The sequence below is a fragment of the Cereibacter sediminicola genome (assembly GCF_007668225.1).
GTDB classification, from domain to species: domain Bacteria; phylum Pseudomonadota; class Alphaproteobacteria; order Rhodobacterales; family Rhodobacteraceae; genus Cereibacter_A; species Cereibacter_A azotoformans.
In genome coordinates, this window is record NZ_VDEK01000006.1 from 24058 (window position 1) to 39987 (window position 15930).

Sequence of the window (15930 nt, forward strand, 5' to 3'; positions counted from 1 at the left end):
GCGGCCCCAGTGATGCCGGATTTCCGCGGCTGCGCAAGCACCCTCAGATCGGAGCGATCCAACGTGTGACCGCAACGCCCACGCCGGCCGACACGCCGGTGAGGATGGCGCCCCAGGCCAGATCCACCGCCACCATCGTCGGGTGCCAGTCGCGCAGAATCGTATAGCTGGTGAACTCGTAGGTGCCATAGGCCACCGCCCCGAGCACCGCCCCCGCAATGAGTGCCTGCATCGCCGACCCCTCGCGCAGCGCGGGCCAGGACACGAGCCAGATCAGCCCGGCGACATAGCCGACATAGAAGATCGCCGCCGGCAGCATCCGCGGGCTGTCCAGCATAAGGGGGCCGATGTGGGCCTGAAACAGCGGCTTCATCACGCGCGACAGCATCAGCGCGTCGAGCCCGAGGAAGACGAGGCCGGTGACGATGGCAAGGATGGCGAGACTCATGCGGCGGCTCCTGTCCGGGCGGTGAACCCGCCCAGTATCACCGCCGCCGCAGGTATTCGTAAAGCACGCAGGCAGGCGGCGCGGCGCGCAGTTCGATCCGGGCGGCGCAGACCCACTCCGACGGGTCGAACTCGGGGAAGAACGTGTCCGCCCCCGCGACCTCCAGATCGACCTCGGTCACGAGCAGGCGGTCGGCGATCGGCAGGTGAGCCGAGAAGATCCCCGCCCCGCCGATCGAATAGATCCGCGCATGGCCCGCCGCCCGCGCCGCCGGAACCGCCGCATCGAGCGAGGTGAACAAAGCCTCGCCCTCCAGCCTCCGCGAGGTGACCACGATGTTCAGCCGCCGTGGCAGCGGTCTCTTCGGCAGGCTCTCCCAGGTGCGCCGCCCCATGATGAGGGCGCCGCCCAGCGTCTCACGCTGGAAAAAGGCCAGATCCTCCGGCGCGTGCCAGGGGATCGTGCCGTCCTTGCCGATCGCGCCGCCCTTCGCGCGCGCCACCACCAGCGTCAGCATCAGACCGCCACCTCCGCCGCAATCGCCGGATGGGGCTCGTAGCCCTCCACCGCGAAATCCTCGATCCGATAGTCGTCGATGCTCTCCGCCCGACGAACCAGCCGCATCCGCGGCCAGTCCCGCGGCGCCCTCGAGATCTGCTCGCGCGCCTGCTCGAGATGGTTCAGATAAAGATGCGTGTCGCCCCCGACCCAGACCAGCTCTCCGGGCACCAGGTCCGCCTGCTGCGCGATCATCAGCTGCAGCGCCGCCGCGCCCACGAAATTGAACGGCGCCCCCAGGAGCAGATCGACCGACCGCTGGTAGAGCAGCGCATTCAGCCGCCCGTCCGAGGTGACGTGATACTGATAGACCATGTGACAGGGCGGCAGCGCCATCTGCCCCACCTCGGCCACATTCCAGGCGTGGAACAGCATCCGCCGACTTGCGGGATTGGTCCGCAGCGTCTCGATCAGTCCCGCGATCTGGTCATGCTCGCGCCCGTCCGGCCCGAGCCAGCGCCGCCACTGCTTGCCATAGACCGGCCCAAGCTCGCCCCAGCGGTCGGCAAACCCGTCATCCGCGACGATCCGGGCCTCGAACTCGGCCTGGCCAATCTCCTCGCCCGTCGCACGCCGATAGGAGGCCAGCGGCCAGTCGGTCCAGATCCGCACATTGTGTTGCAGCAGCGGCCGGATGTTGGTGCCGCCGGTGAGAAACCACAGCATCTCCTTCACCGCGGTCTTCCAGTACACCTTCTTCGTGGTCAGGATCGGCGCCGCGCCCTCCGACAGGTCGAACCGCAGCATGGCACCGAACAGCGACAGCGTGCCCACCCCGGTCCGGTCCACCCGCCGGTCGCCGCGCGCAAGCACCTGCGCCAGAAGATCGAGATACTGCTGCTCCGGATGCGCCACGCCGGTCCTCCCTGTCACGCCCCTGCCATCTTCACTCTGCGAAAATATCCCGGGGGTCCGGGGGCAGAGCCCCCGGCGGTTGCTACCAGACCGCCGACCGCCATGCCAGTCAGTTTACCGGCCGACCATCGCACCTGCCTCCTGCCCACGGTTTCCTTCCCGCCGCAATCTGGCTAGCCTGCCCCAAAACATGAAAGGGAACCACATGCAGGTCAAATATCTCCACACCATGGTCCGCGTCCTCGACCTCGAGAAGAGCATGGAGTTCTTCCGCCTTCTCGGGCTCGAGGAAACCCGCCGCACCGAAAGTGAGAAGGGCCGCTTCACCCTGGTCTTCATGGCGCCGCCCGGTCAGCCCGAATGCCCGGTCGAACTCACCTACAACTGGGACGGCGACGAGGGTCTGCCCTCCGACAGCCGCCATTTCGGCCATCTCGCCTATGCGGTCGAGGATATCTACGACATGTGCGCCCGGCTGCAGGCGGCGGGCGTCACGATCAACCGCCCCCCGCGCGACGGCCACATGGCCTTTGTCCGCAGCCCTGACAACATCTCGATCGAGTTGCTGCAGATGGGCGACGCGCTGCCCCCGGCCGAGCCTTGGGCCTCGATGCCGAACACCGGCCACTGGTAAGGCCTGCGCCGTCGGGGACTGCCCCTCGGGCAGTCCTCAGAGCGGCCGCCAGCGCGCCAGCAGATCCACCCCCACCGTCTCGACCGAGGCCAGCCGGAAGGCCGGCGCCTCGGCAAGTTGCGCCAGCCGCAAGGGCCCCATCGCGCCACGCCCCTCCTCGCCGATCAGCTTGCCGGCCGTAAAGGACACAAGCTCGTCGCAGAGGCCGGCCCGCACCAGGGCCGCGCCGAGCCGCGCGCCCCCTTCGCAGAAGATGCGCGTCAGCCCTTCGGATGCCAGGCGCCGCATCACCGCGACCGGATCGAGCCCATCCGGCCCCGCCTCGCATTCGAGCAGGAGCGCACCCGCCTCCCGCCAGCCGGCCCGCGCGGCTTCGGGCGCATCCGGCCCGTGGCAGAGCCAGACCGGCACATGCCGCGCGGTCCGCCCCAGGCGGCTGTCGCAGGAATGGCGCAGGAGGCTGTCCACCACGATCCGCACCGGCTGGTGCGCCGCGCCCAGGTCCCGCACGGACAGGTCCGGGTCGTCGGCCAGCGCCGTTCCCACGCCCACCATCACCGCATCATGCCGCATCCGCATCGCGTGAACCGCCCGCCGCGCCTGCGCGCCCGTGATCCAGCGGCTCTCGCCCGAGGCGGTGGCGATGCGCCCATCGACGCTCGCCGCCAGCTTCAGCGTGACGAAGGGCAGCCCAAGGGTCACGCGCTTCAGGAACCCAGCGTTGGCCGCGCGCGCCTCCGCCTCGAGAACACCTTCGGTCACGGCAATGCCGGCCGCCCGCAGCAGGGCGTGCCCGCGGCCCGCGACGCGCGGATCGGGATCGCCGGTGGCCGTCACCACGCGGGCGACCCCGGCGGCGACAAGCGCCTCGGCGCAGGGCGGCGTCCGCCCATGATGCGCGCAGGGCTCGAGCGTGACATAGGCCGTGGCCCCCAGCGCCGCGGCCCCGGCCTCGGCCAGCGCCACAGGCTCGGCGTGGGGACGCCCGCCGGGACGGGTCCAGCCGCGGCCCACGACGCGCCCCGCCTTCACGATCACGCAGCCCACCGCCGGGTTGGGCCAGGTCCGCCCAAGTCCGCGCGCGCCCAGCCGCAGCGCATGGGCCATGTGGTCGACGTCGGTCACTCTTCCGCGGGGGCGGTGGGGCGCAGCTCGGACACGAACTTGTCGAAATCGTCCGCCGCCTGGAAGTTCTTGTAGACGCTCGCAAACCGCACGTAGGCGACCGTGTCGATCCGCGCGAGGCTCTCCATCACGATCTCGCCGATCACCTTCGAGGGGATGTCGGTGTCGCCCAGGCTCTCCAGCCGCCGCACGATGCCCGAGATCATCTGGTCGATCCGCTCGGGCTCGATCGGGCGCTTCTGCATCGCGATGCGGATCGAACGTTCCAGCTTGGTGCGGTCGAAATCCTCGCGCTTGCCCGAGGATTTGATCACGACGAGATCGCGCAGCTGCACCCGCTCGTAGGTCGTGAACCGGCCGCCGCAGGCCGGGCAGAAGCGGCGGCGGCGGATCGAGACATGATCCTCGGCCGGGCGGCTGTCTTTCACTTGCGTGTCGATGTTTCCGCAGAACGGGCAGCGCATCGCCTCTCCCTCATGCCTCAGGTCGGGGGCGCAGGCCCCGGAGATCAGATCCGGGGGGTGCCCCTCTCGTTATCCACAAGACCATAGCCAGAGGCCGAGGGGTTGCACAGCGGAAATCTCAAACCCCCAGATGAGGGACGCACGCTGTGGCGCAGGAGACTCAGGGCCCGCGCGCCGCACGGGCTTGCCGGCGCCCGTGCCCGGCGCGCCATCCGAAATGAAAACGGGCCGGCACATCGGCCGGCCCTTCAACCTTCCTGTCGAAAGGCGATCAATCGTTGATCGGCGGGTCCTTCCGGCAGAGGGTGCGGGCGTGGATCGCGCTCAGCGAGGCATCCTCGGAGCCCAGGATGAAGAGGCCGGTCTTGCTGGCCGCACCCTCGGGCGACAGGCCAAAGCGCACGCCTTCGCCCTGCCGCCGCGGCGGCTCGGACAGGCGCCAGATCCGGGTGGTCGGCGCAAGGCCCATCGCCATCACATAATCCCCCGCCGCGCACCAGCTGTCACCGGGCCCCTGCCCCGGACTGCCCACAACCAGAAAGCTGCCGCCGCTTTCGGCCCGGACCTGCAGGCCGTTCTGCGCGATGTAGGCTGCCGCGGGCCCCGCAAGGGCCAGCGTGGCGACAGAGGCAATCACGAGATGACGGATCATGGAACCGCTCCTTATTGGTCGAGGAAGCTCCGCAGCTTGCGGCTGCGGCTGGGATGCTTCAGCTTGCGCAGCGCCTTGGCTTCGATCTGGCGGATACGCTCGCGGGTGACCGAGAACTGCTGGCCCACCTCTTCGAGCGTATGGTCGGTGTTCATGCCGATGCCGAAGCGCATCCGCAGAACCCGCTCTTCCCGCGGGGTGAGCGAGGCCAGAACCCGCGTCGTCGTCTCCTTCAGGTTCTCCTGAATGGCGCTGTCGAGCGGCAGGATGGCGTTCTTGTCCTCGATGAAATCGCCAAGCTGGCTGTCTTCCTCGTCGCCGATCGGCGTCTCGAGCGAGATCGGCTCCTTGGCGATCTTCATCACCTTGCGGACCTTCTCGAGCGGCATCTGCAACTTTTCGGCCAGTTCCTCGGGCGTGGGCTCGCGGCCGATCTCGTGCAGCATCTGCCGGCCCGTGCGGACCAGCTTGTTGATCGTCTCGATCATGTGGACCGGGATACGGATCGTCCGCGCCTGATCGGCGATCGAGCGGGTGATCGCCTGCCGGATCCACCAGGTCGCGTAGGTGCTGAACTTGTAGCCGCGGCGATACTCGAACTTGTCCACCGCCTTCATCAGGCCGATGTTGCCTTCCTGAATGAGATCCAGGAACTGCAGCCCGCGGTTGGTGTATTTCTTGGCGATCGAGATCACGAGGCGCAGGTTCGCCTCGACCATCTCCTTCTTGGCCTGCCGGGCTTCCTTCTCGCCCTTCTGGACCTGGTTCACGATGCGTCGGAACTCGCTGATGTCCACGCCGATATACTGGCCGACCTGGGCCATGTCGCCCCGCAGATCCTCGACCTTGTCGCGGCTCTTCTCCATCAGGGTCTGCCAGCCGCGCCCCGACTTCTGCGCCATGCGCTCGGCCCAGGTCGGGTCCAGCTCGTAGCCCTGATATTCCTCGATGAACTCGCGGCGGTTGATGCGGGCGGCGTCGGCCAGCTTCACCATGGCCGAGTTGATCGACATGATCTTGCGGTTGATCCCGTAAAGCTGGTCGATCAGCGCCTCGATCCGGTTGTTGTGCAGGTGAAGCTCGTTCACCAGCAGCACGATTTCGGACCGCAGCTTCTGGTAGGCGGCCTCGTCCTCGGGCGTGAAGCGGATACTGTCGTTCAGCGTGGCCGACATCCGCTTGTTCTGCATCTCGGCGAGCGTCGCATAATCGCGCGCGATCAGCTCGAGCGTTTCCAGCACGCGCGGCTTCAGCGCCGCTTCCATCGCGGCGAGCGACATGGCCGAAGCCTCGTCGTCCTCGTCCTCCTCCTCGGCGCGGCTGATCGGATTGCCGTCGGCGTCGAGTTCGGGCTCGGACGCGTTCGTGCGGCGCGGTGCGGGGGACGGGGCCGCGGCGGCCACCTCGACCTCCTCGATCTCGGGCCCGTCCAGATCGTCATCCCCGTCGAGCGAGCGGCCGAAGGTCGCCTCGAGGTCGATCACGTCGCGCAGCAGGATGTCCTCGGACAGAAGCTCGTCGCGCCAGATGGTGATCGCCTGGAAGGTCAGCGGGCTTTCACAAAGCCCCGCGATCATCGTGTTGCGGCCGGCCTCGATGCGCTTCGCGATGGCGATCTCGCCCTCGCGCGACAGCAGCTCGACCGAGCCCATCTCGCGCAGATACATCCGCACCGGATCGTCGGTGCGGTCGAGCGTCTCGCCCTGCGTGCCGGCCACGGCGATCTCGCGCGAGCCCGAGCCCTGCTCGACCAGCTCGCCCGCCGGCTCACCCTCCTCGGCCTCCTCGTTCTCGATGACGTTGATGCCCATCTCCGAGAGCATGGCCATCACGTCCTCGATCTGCTCGGACGAGACCTGATCCTGCGGCAGGACGGTGTTGAGCTGGTCGTAGGTGATATAACCCCGCTCACGCGCCTCCGCGATCATCCGTTTGACGGCGGCCTGGCTCATGTCCAGCGAGGTTTCGGCGTCCTGATCCTCGGGTTTGCCGTCGTCAGTGTCTTTGACTGCCATGGATGCTCCTCAGAAGGGCGGAGGGTGGTCTTGCCGAAGCGAAAGTCGAATCGTCGGGACGATATAGCGAATCAATAGCTCGAATCACAGGTGGGGGAAGCGCACGGGCCGCAGTTTTTACGGCCGCGCCGCAACGGGGCCCTATCGGTGCCTCGTGCGGCCGCCGCGGGAAAAATCGATCTGGTCGAATGACTTCTTCATGTATTCCACTTCGTCCCTGTTCAGTTCGACCCCGTTGGGCGCGATGATGACCTCCGGCCCGGCCTGAGCAGGACCACGTGCCGCATCGAATCTCGCGCGGTTGATCTGGTCGATCCGCCATGTGAGGCTTTCGTCCGGCAGGCCGTTGATGTCCTCGAGCGCCTCCTGGATCTCGCGCCGGGCGGCGATGCGGGCGGCCTTCTTGGCCAGCGCCTCGCGCACGCACTGCTCGGCCAGATCGTCCTCGTCGCCCTCCCGCGCGCCGGGCGCTATGCGCAGGTGGCTCTCCGACAGGAGCTTTTCAAGCCCCTCTCCCGCCTCCGCCGCGATCCGCGCGCGCAGGTCGCGCGGCTCCACTCCCGGCAGCGCATGGCGCATCAGGGCCCGCCACACCTGCCGGTGCCCGTCGCCCAGAAAGTCCACCGCCTCGATCCCGGCCTCGAACCGCGCGACCAGCCCCGGATGCGTCACCAGCGCGGCCAGCAGCACGGCCTCCTGCAACTGCTCCTCCGCCGCCTCGCTGGCCGCCCGCGCCAGCAGCGAGTTGCGCGCGACCGAGACCTGCATCCCCGCCCCGGCCTCGCGGCGGCCGCCCCGGTGAAAGGCCCGCCGCGGCGTGGCGCTGCCGAAGAGATCCATCCGCAGCCGGTTCAGCTCGTCGCCGTAGTGCCGCCGGATCGTCGGGTCCGCGATCCGCTGCACCGCCGCCCGCAGCCGCTTGTCGAGCGCGGCCCGCCGCTCGGGGCTGTCGAAGATCTGCCCCTCGGTCTCGCGCCGCCACAGCAGGCTCACCATCGGCCGCGCGCCCTCGATCACGCGCGCCATGGACGCGGCCCCCTCCGAGCGGATGAGATCGTCGGGATCGAGCCCCGGCGGCAGCACGGCAAAGCGCAGCCCCTGCCCCGCCTCCAGCAGCGGCAGCGCCAGATCCACCACCCGCAGCGCCGCCCGCAGGCCCGCCGCATCCCCGTCGAGCGCGATCACCGGCTCGGAATGGATGCGCCACATCAGGCGCAGTTGATCCTCGGTGACCGCCGTCCCGAGCGGCGCCACGGTGGCCCCGAAGCCCGCCTCCGAGAGGGCGATGACATCCATGTAGCCCTCGGCCACCACGAGCGGCTGGCCCTTGCCCGCCGCCTCGCGCGCCGGCCCGATGTTGTAGAGGTTGCGCCCCTTGTCAAAGAGCGGCGTCTCGGGCCCGTTGAGATATTTCGCCCGCGCCGCCGGATCCATCGCCCGCCCGCCGAGGCTGATCGCCCGCCCCCGCGCATCCCGGATCGGAAAGATGATGCGGTTGCGAAAGCGGTCATAGGGCGCGCCCCCGTCCTCGGGCCGGGCACACAGCCCCGCCTCGACCAGCAGATCCGCCGCAATCCCCTTGCCGGTCAGGGCCTGGAACAGGGCCTGCCGCCCGTCGGGCGCGAAACCGATCCCGAACCGCTCCTGCCCCTCGGGCGACAGGCGCCGCCGCACCAGATAGTCGCGGGCCGCCGAGGCCGCCCCGGTGCGCAACTGGAGACGGTAGAACTTCACCGCCTCCTCCATCGCCTCCGCCAGCAGGGCGCGCAGGTCCGCCTTCTCCGCCGACCGCGGATCGCGGGCCGGCATCGCCATCCCCGCCTCCCGCGCGAGGATCTCGACCGCCTCCATGAAGCCCACGTTCTCGGTCTCCTTCACGAAGCCGATGGCGTCGCCCTTCGCATGGCAGCCGAAGCAGTAGTAAAAGCCCTTGCGGTCATCGACGTGAAAGCTCGCCGACTTCTCCTGATGGAACGGGCACGGCGCCCAGAAGTCGCCCTTGCCCTGGTTCGACTTGCGCAGATCCCACGTCACCTTGCGCCCGACCACCTGCGAGAGCGGGACGCGGTTGCGCAGTTCGTCGAGGAATCCGGGTGGCAGGCTCATGCTCCGGTTATCGTGCCGCCCGGCCTCCGAGTCCAGCAGCCACCGACAGCACCACCCGGGCGCCGCCTCCCACCGGCACCGCGTCCGGCCCCTTCATTCTCGCTCAAATATCCCGGGGGTGTGGGGGCAGCGCCCCCACCCTTCCCCTACAGCCCCTTCGACCGATAGGTCGCCGCCACCCGCCGGATCGCCACGATATAGGCCGCCACTCGCAGATCCTCGACCCCGTCGCCCCCGTGCCAGACCTCGCGCATCGACTGGTAGGCGATGCGCATCGCATCATCGAGCCCCGAGCGCACCAGCGCCAGCTCGTCCGAGCCCTGCATGAACTTCTCCTTGAAGTCCGGCGCCAGCTGCCAGCCCAGGCCCTGATCGGCCGAGAGCCGCTCCAGCTCCTCGACAAGCGCCCGGCTCCGCGCCTCCTCGGCGCGGCGCTGCATCCGACCGAAGCGGATATGGCTGAGGTTCTTCACCCACTCGAAGTAGGAGACCGTCACGCCGCCGGCGTTGGCATAGAGGTCGGGGATGATGACCGTCCCCTTCTGCCGCAGGATCTCGTCCGCGCCGAAGGTGACGGGCCCGTTGGCGGCCTCGATGATCAGCGGCGCCTTGATCCGGGCGGCGTTGTCGCGGGTGATCACGCCCTCCATGGCCGCGGGCATGAGGATGTCGCACTCCTCCTCCAGCACCGCGCTGCCCGCCTCGGTGAAGTCGGCGTGCGCAAAGCCCCGGATCGAGCCGGTCTTGATCATCCAGTGCCGGAGGTCCTCGATCGGGATGCCCGCCGGGTTCAGCAGCGCCCCGTCGCGCTCGATCACGGCCACGATCTTCGCCCCGTCCTCTTCCGAGAGGAACCTGGCGGCATGGTAGCCCACGTTGCCAAGCCCCTGCACGATCACCCGCTTGCCCTCGAGATCGCCCGAAAGGCCGGCGCGCGCCTTGTCGTCGGCGTGACGGAAGAACTCGCGAAGCGCGAACTGCACGCCCCGGCCCGTCGCCTCGACCCGGCCATGGATGCCGCCCGCATTGATCGGCTTGCCGGTCACGCAGGCGCGCGCGTTGATGTCGGTCGTGTTCATCCGCGCATACTGGTCGGCGATCCAGGCCATCTCGCGCTCGCCCGTTCCCATGTCGGGCGCCGGCACGTTCTGCGCAGGATGGATCAGGTCGCGCTTGGCCAGTTCGTAGGCGAAGCGGCGGGTGATCTGCTCGAGTTCATGCTCGTCCCATTCGCGCGGGTCGATGCAGAGCCCGCCCTTCGAGCCGCCGAAGGGCGTCTCGACCAGCGCGCACTTGTAGGTCATCAGCGCGGCCAGCGCCTCCACCTCGTCCTGGCTCACCGAGAGCGAGTAGCGGATCCCGCCCTTCACTGGCTCCATATGCTCGGAATGGACCGAGCGGTATCCGGTGAAGGTGAAGATCTTGCCCCGCAGCCGCACCCCGAAGCGCACGGTGTAGGTCGAGTTGCAGACCCGGATCTTCTCCTCGAGGCCAGGGGACAGATCCATGAGCGCCACCGCGCGATTGAACATCAGATCGACGGATTCGCGGAAACCGGGTTCTGCGACATGCATGGTATGCCTCCTCCTCGCATCGGGCGCGGCTTGCGCCCGGGGTGCAAGCTAGTCCGCCCCGGCCCGGTCGTCACCTGCTTCGGCAGCCAAAGCGATTCGCCAGCCCGACGCCGGCGGCTTCGTCAGGCGCGCGGGCGCGCGGAACGCGGAACAATCCGCAGGCCAGCCGCGGCACCGTTTCCGGAAGCCGGTCCAATCCGCCAAGCCCCTTGCAAAGCGCCACAATTCTGCCCCACCCCATCCGTTAGATGAGCATGCTCCTCCGCTTTCGGATACCGCCGCGCCGCGGGCGGCGGAGCGCGTTTCGAGGATCGCGTTTCATGGCCCAGTTCAACATTTCCGTCCCGAGGGAGTCCCACGCAGCCGCTGGCGCACCGGGCCGAGCGCACGGATGCGCCGCCCGTTTCGCCCGGTCCGAGGAGGGTTCGATCCTCGTCTTCGGCCTCATGCTGTTCATCCTCATGCTGATGCTTGGCGGCTTTGCGGTCGATGTCATGTCCTTCGAGGCCAAGCGCACCGATCTTCAGCAGGCCGTGGACCGCTGCGCCCTGACGGCGGCGGCGCTGGCGCAGACCCGCGACCCCGAGGAGGTGGTCGAGGACTGCATGCTCAAGGCGGGCAAGGCGGAGTACGTCACCCTCATTGACCACGACGAGGGGCTGAACTACCGCGAGGTGGTGGTCACGGCCCAGCAGCCGACCAAACCCCTGTTCGCGCACATGCTGGGCATCGACGGCCTCACCGCGCCCGCTGCCACCAAGGCCGAGCAGAAGGTGACGAATGTCGAGATCGTCATGGTGCTCGACGTGTCCGGCTCGATGGTCCGCGACGCCTACAGCAGACCCACGGACAAGCTGAAGAACCTCAAGGCCGCGGCCAAGGAATTCGTGGACACGATGTTGGCAAAGGATCTGAACCACCGGATCTCGATCGCCATCGTGCCCTACAACGGTCAGGTGAACCTCGGCAAATCCCTGCGGCAGAAGTTCAACACCTACGACAACAACGGCGTGACCTACATGGATTGCGTGGACATGCCAGCGTCGGTCTATGCCAGCACCGGGCTTTCCCGGACGCTGAAGATGCCGATGACGGCGAATGCCGATACCTTTTCGGCGGCGTTCAGCAACGCGCGGACAGGTGGCACTCCGCCCGATACCTATTCGGGGCCGAAGACATCCGAGGCGCTCCCCACCGCCGGCAACCGCTGGTGCCTGCCTACGGCTGCCAACGTGGTCCGCCTTCCGTCGGGCAGCATATCGAGCCTGCAGGCCAGCATCGACGGGTTGGAAGGCAACGGCGCCACCTCGATCAATGCGGGCATGAAGGTAGGCTTGTCGCTTCTGGACCCCTCGGCCCGACCCTTGTTTGCGGAATTCGTCGGCTCGGGCGAGATCCAGTCCTATTTCCATGGCCGCCCCTTCGACTACACCGACGAAGAGGTGATGAAGGTCATGATCGTGATGACCGATGGCGAGCATTTCGAGGAAGAGCGGGTCAATGACGGCTACCGCGTCGGCGAGTCCCCGATCTACCGCAGCAGCGACGGCGAATATCTTTCGCTCAAGCTGAGCAATGGAAAATTCTACTGGCCCTACGACAACACGACGACCAACACCGCGGCAAAGGGCAAATCACCCACGCAACTGACCTGGCAGCAGGTCTGGGCCAGCTACAGGACCTCCTACATCGCCTGGCAGCTTTATTCCCGGCGCCCCGGCTTCAAATCCAGCGACCGGCTGGCCGCCTATACGGCACAGATGAATGCGTTCCGCACCCTGACGCCCATCAGCACGATGGACGCGCAGTTGCAGGCGCTCTGCAACCTCGCCAAGTCCAACAATGTCACCATCTTCGGGATCGCGTTCGAGGCGCCGGCGAATGGCAAGACGCAGATCCAGAACTGCTCGACCTCCAGGAGCAGCCACTATTTCGATGCGTCCGGCCTCGAGATCCAGACCGCCTTCCGGGCCATCGCCAGCCAGATCAGCTACCTGAGGCTCAGCCAATGAAACGCCTCGTCACATGGCTTCGGCGCAGGGCCTCGAACGAAAGCGGCTCGGCCGGCGTCGAATTCGTGATCGCGCTGCCGATCATCTTCTCGATCTTCATGGCATCGGCCGAAAGCGGCCTGCTGATGATGCGCCTCATCATGCTGCAGCGGGCGACCGACATGACGATGCGCGATCTGCGGCTGGGCAACTTCTCCGAGCCGAACGCGCAGATCCTGAAGAAGGAGATCTGCGACAAGGGCGTGATCCTCGGCGATTGCGAAAGCCGGATCATGGTCGAGCTTCAGCCGGTCAGCTCGGACAGCTGGGCCATGCCCGCCACCGCAACCCAGTGCAGCGACCGCGACGAGAGCCTCGACCCGCCCCCCTTCGTGCTCGGCTCCGACAAGGAGATCATGCTGGTCCGCGTCTGCCTCATCATGGACCCGATCTTCCCGACGACAGGCATCGGTCTGTCGCTCCAGCGCGACAAGGGCGGCTATGCGCTGATCGCCGCCTCGGCCTTCGTGAACGAACCGCAACAGAACACTCCGGGCACATGATGGACCGTCTGTTCCGCCCCTTTCGCCGCGACGACAGCGGCACCGCGGTGGTCGAGCTGGTGCTTGTCCTGCCGATCATGCTGTGGGCCTATCTCGCGCTTTTTACCTACTGGGATGCCTACCGCGTGCTCAACACCACGCAGAAGGCCAGCTACACGATCGCCGACATGATCTCGCGCTTCGACACGCTGGATCCTGCGGATTTTCCGGGGATGCAGGACGTTCTCGAATACATGATCGGCGACCGCGAAGGGGCGAAGATGCGGATCACCGCCGTCGTCTGGAGCGACAGGGACACGCGGTTCAACGTCCAGTGGTCCTGCTCTCCGGGCAACGCGAAGTCGGTCTGGACCACGGCCCTCCTCAATGCCGACACCGGGATCAAGGGGCGCATCCCCTCGCTGGATGATGGCGAATGGTCGGTGATCGTCGAGACCTGGGTCGATTTCGTGCCCGCGATGGATCTCAGTTCGCTGCCGGTCTCGACCCCGCTCGAACCGCGGACCTTTCACCAGTTCATCGCCACCCGTCCGCGTCCGGGCAAGACCAACCTCACGAAGAGCTGTCTGTGACGGCCGCCACCGCCTTCAGCGCCATGTCGGCGTAGATCGCCTGCACCTCCTCCCGGCCCAGACGCCCGCCTTCACGGTACCAGTTCGTCACACCCGTCAGCATGGCGATCAGCGCGAGCGAGGCGAGCCTCACATCGGGCAGGTCAAAGGCCCGCTCGGCGGCGCCCCGTTCGAGGATCGCCTCGAGATGCCGCTCATAGCGCCGCCGGAGCCGCTCGATCTCGGCGAAGTTCTCGGGGCTCAGGTTTCGCAACTCCATGTAGGCGATGAACACCGCCTCGGGCCGGTCGATGTGATAGCCGATGTGGAACCGGGCGAACCGGGCCAGCGCCTCGCGCGGATCCGGGGGCGCGGGAAGCGCCTCATAGGCGGCCAGCAGTTCCTCCATGTGCAGCCGCATGAGGTCGAAGAGCAGCGTCTGCTTGTCGGGCGTGTAGAGGTAGAGGGCCCCGGCCTGCACCCCCACCTCGGCCGCGATCTGCCGCATGGAAACGGCGGCATAGCCGTGGCGCGCTATCAGGGTCTGGGCCGCCGCGCGCACGCGCGGGCCCGTCGTTTCGGCGTGGGATCCTGCCTTGCGTGCCATGACCGCAGGATTATCTGAACGGTGGTTCAGTTCAAGGACCCGCGTTTGCGGCGCGGGACGGGGGCTTGTCGCCGCCGCGGGACGGGGGCTAATCTCCGACCGCCCGATGGAGCGACCGATGCGCCCTGCCCTGATCCTTGCCGTGATGACCGCTCTCGCAGGCTGCGAGCAGTTTCCAGAGGTCGATGCGGCCCGCACCGGGCGCGAGGATGCGCCGCCGCCTCCCCTCCTGCCGCTCGACGAGCTGCTTGCGCAGGCCGGCACCCCGACCGTCTCTCCCGAGACCGAAGCCGCGCTCGAGGCGCGCGCGGCGGCGCTGCGCGCCCGTGCGGCCGCGCTTCAGGATGCGCCCGCAGCGCCCTGAGCCGCGTTGCTCTTCCGGCCGCGAAAGGCTAACAGACCTGCGCATCCCAGCCCGGCGCGCGACGCCGGTCCACAGTTTTCGGAGGTTTCATGGCTGCCCCCCTGCGTCTTGGTATTGCCGGTCTCGGCACCGTCGGCATCGGGGTGGTCAAGATCATCCAGCGCCACGCGGACCTGATCGCGGCGCGCGCGGGACGCCCCGTCACCATCACCGCCGTCTGCGCCCGCGACCGTGCGAAGAACCGCGACGCGGACCTGTCCGGCTACGCCTGGGAGACGGACGCCGTGGCGCTTGCGCAGCGCGAGGATGTCGATGTCTTCGTCGAGGTCATGGGCGGATCGGAGGGCGCGGCCCGCGCCTCGACCGAAGCCGCGCTCGCCGCAGGCAAGGATGTGGTGACGGCCAACAAGGCGCTCCTCGCCCATCACGGGCAGGCCCTGGCCGAGATGGCCGAGGCCGCGGGCCTCGCCATCCGGTTCGAGGCCGCCGTCGCGGGCGGCATCCCGGTCATCAAGGCGCTGACCGAGGGTCTCGCCGGCAACCAGATGCGCCGCGTGATGGGCGTGATGAACGGCACCTGCAACTACATCCTGACCCGGATGGAGACCGCGGGCCTGCCCTACGAGCATGTCTTCGAGGAGGCCCGCCAGCTCGGCTATCTCGAGGCCGACCCGAACCTCGACGTGGGCGGGATCGACGCGGGCCACAAGCTCTCGCTGCTGGCCTCGATCGCCTTCGGCACCCGCGTCAGCTTTGACGCGGTGCAGCTTGAAGGGATCGGCCAGATCTCGATCGACGACATCCGCCATGCGGGCGATCTCGGCTTCCGCATCAAGCTTCTGGGCGTGGCGCAGGTCTCGGGCCGCGGGCTCGAGCAGCGGATGACTCCCTGCCTCGTGCCGGCCGACAGCCCGCTGGGCCAGCTTCAGGGCGGCACCAACATGGTGGTGCTGGAAGGCGACTCGGTCGGCCAGATCGTCCTGCGCGGGCCCGGCGCGGGCGAAGGCCCGACGGCCAGCGCCGTGATGGGCGACGTGATCGACCTCGCCCGCGGCCTGCGCCTGCCGACCTTCGGCCGCCCCGCCACCAGCCTCGTCGAGGCGGTGCCCGCCAAGGTCGCGGCGCCAGCGCCCTGGTATCTGCGCATGACGCTTCTCGACAAGCCCGGCGCGCTGGCCAAGATCGCGACCGCCCTCGGCGACGCCGGCATCTCGATCGACCGGATGCGCCAGTATGGGCACGAAGGCGGCCACGCCCCGGTGCTGATCGTCACGCACAAGGCCACGCGCGACGACATTTCCCATGCGATAAGCCAGTTTGGCGCCACCGGCGTCCTCGTCGGCGAGCCTGTGGCCATCCGCATCGAAGAGGTTTGATCCCCCCCTCCCGTTCCGATAGGGAGGGGTCGGAGAACTTGCACCCT

16 protein-coding genes are annotated in these 15930 nt (G+C 68.0%); 6 read left to right on the forward strand and 10 right to left on the reverse strand.

What is annotated here, in order from left to right; genetic code table 11:
* Positions 1-43 precede the first annotated feature (43 nt).
* From FG154_RS06160 to thyA, 3 genes are read right to left on the reverse strand one after another with little or no spacing between them, the layout of a single operon-like run.
* On the reverse strand, positions 44-448 hold the full coding sequence (locus FG154_RS06160; RefSeq protein ID WP_145105437.1) for a DUF2177 family protein: 405 nt from the start codon (positions 446-448) through the stop codon (positions 44-46).
* 37 nt (positions 449-485) lie between these two features.
* Positions 486-965, reverse strand: a complete 480-nt coding sequence (locus FG154_RS06165; protein ID WP_145105439.1) for a dihydrofolate reductase — start codon at positions 963-965, stop codon at positions 486-488.
* Positions 965-1861 carry a thymidylate synthase gene (gene thyA, locus FG154_RS06170; RefSeq protein WP_145105442.1) on the reverse strand — a complete coding sequence of 299 codons (897 nt, stop codon included), beginning with the start codon at positions 1859-1861 and terminating at the stop codon, positions 965-967. Before thyA ends, FG154_RS06165 begins: the two co-directional genes overlap by 1 nt.
* A 205-nt stretch (positions 1862-2066) precedes the next feature.
* Here thyA and FG154_RS06175 point away from each other — a divergent pair, with 205 nt between their 5' ends.
* Positions 2067-2495, forward strand: a complete 429-nt coding sequence (locus tag FG154_RS06175; protein WP_011907895.1) for a VOC family protein — start codon at positions 2067-2069, stop codon at positions 2493-2495.
* A 36-nt stretch (positions 2496-2531) separates the two neighbouring features.
* Here the strand turns inward: FG154_RS06175 and ribD are convergent, their stop codons facing one another.
* From ribD to FG154_RS06205, 6 genes are all read right to left on the reverse strand, one after another.
* Positions 2532-3602, reverse strand: coding sequence for a bifunctional diaminohydroxyphosphoribosylaminopyrimidine deaminase/5-amino-6-(5-phosphoribosylamino)uracil reductase RibD (gene ribD / locus FG154_RS06180; RefSeq protein ID WP_145105762.1), 1071 nt, complete (start codon positions 3600-3602; stop codon positions 2532-2534).
* A gap of 14 nt (positions 3603-3616) precedes the next feature.
* Positions 3617-4084: a transcriptional regulator NrdR gene (gene nrdR / locus FG154_RS06185; protein WP_011907893.1), complete on the reverse strand. Its 468-nt coding sequence runs from the start codon at positions 4082-4084 to the stop codon at positions 3617-3619.
* A 271-nt stretch (positions 4085-4355) separates the two neighbouring features.
* Positions 4356-4736, reverse strand: a complete 381-nt coding sequence (locus FG154_RS06190) for a hypothetical protein (RefSeq protein WP_145105445.1) — start codon at positions 4734-4736, stop codon at positions 4356-4358.
* Positions 4737-4747: 11 nt separating this feature from the next.
* On the reverse strand, positions 4748-6751 hold the full coding sequence (rpoD, locus tag FG154_RS06195) for an RNA polymerase sigma factor RpoD (protein WP_145105448.1): 2004 nt from the start codon (positions 6749-6751) through the stop codon (positions 4748-4750).
* 141 nt (positions 6752-6892) lie between these two features.
* The gene (gene dnaG / locus FG154_RS06200) at positions 6893-8857 is read right to left on the reverse strand and encodes a DNA primase (protein WP_145105451.1); all 1965 of its coding nucleotides are present in this window, start codon (positions 8855-8857) and stop codon (positions 6893-6895) included.
* A gap of 146 nt (positions 8858-9003) precedes the next feature.
* On the reverse strand, positions 9004-10431 hold the full coding sequence (locus FG154_RS06205) for a Glu/Leu/Phe/Val family dehydrogenase (RefSeq protein ID WP_145105454.1): 1428 nt from the start codon (positions 10429-10431) through the stop codon (positions 9004-9006).
* A gap of 320 nt (positions 10432-10751) precedes the next feature.
* Here FG154_RS06205 and FG154_RS06210 point away from each other — a divergent pair, with 320 nt between their 5' ends.
* The 3 genes from FG154_RS06210 to FG154_RS06220 are packed head-to-tail and all read left to right on the forward strand — an operon-like array spanning position 10752 to position 13557.
* Complete coding sequence (locus tag FG154_RS06210; RefSeq protein ID WP_186312299.1) at positions 10752-12443, forward strand: vWA domain-containing protein; 1692 nt, start codon at positions 10752-10754, stop codon at positions 12441-12443.
* A complete protein-coding gene (locus FG154_RS06215; protein WP_145105460.1) occupies positions 12440-12985 on the forward strand; it encodes a TadE/TadG family type IV pilus assembly protein in 546 nt (181 codons plus the stop codon). Before FG154_RS06210 ends, FG154_RS06215 begins: the two co-directional genes overlap by 4 nt.
* Complete coding sequence (locus FG154_RS06220) at positions 12982-13557, forward strand: TadE/TadG family type IV pilus assembly protein (protein WP_145105463.1); 576 nt, start codon at positions 12982-12984, stop codon at positions 13555-13557. The genes FG154_RS06215 and FG154_RS06220 overlap by 4 nt, the downstream gene beginning before the upstream one ends.
* On the opposite strand, the gene FG154_RS06225 is transcribed toward FG154_RS06220, so the two are convergent.
* Positions 13538-14143, reverse strand: a complete 606-nt coding sequence (locus tag FG154_RS06225; RefSeq protein ID WP_145105466.1) for a TetR/AcrR family transcriptional regulator — start codon at positions 14141-14143, stop codon at positions 13538-13540. The two genes, FG154_RS06220 and FG154_RS06225, sit on opposite strands and share 20 nt — an antisense overlap.
* A gap of 118 nt (positions 14144-14261) precedes the next feature.
* Between FG154_RS06225 and FG154_RS06230 the strand changes: the two genes are divergently transcribed.
* Both FG154_RS06230 and FG154_RS06235 read left to right on the forward strand, forming a co-directional pair.
* On the forward strand, positions 14262-14507 hold the full coding sequence (locus FG154_RS06230) for a hypothetical protein (RefSeq protein WP_145105469.1): 246 nt from the start codon (positions 14262-14264) through the stop codon (positions 14505-14507).
* 89 nt (positions 14508-14596) lie between these two features.
* Complete coding sequence (locus FG154_RS06235) at positions 14597-15883, forward strand: homoserine dehydrogenase (RefSeq protein WP_145105472.1); 1287 nt, start codon at positions 14597-14599, stop codon at positions 15881-15883.
* Positions 15884-15930 lie beyond the last annotated feature (47 nt).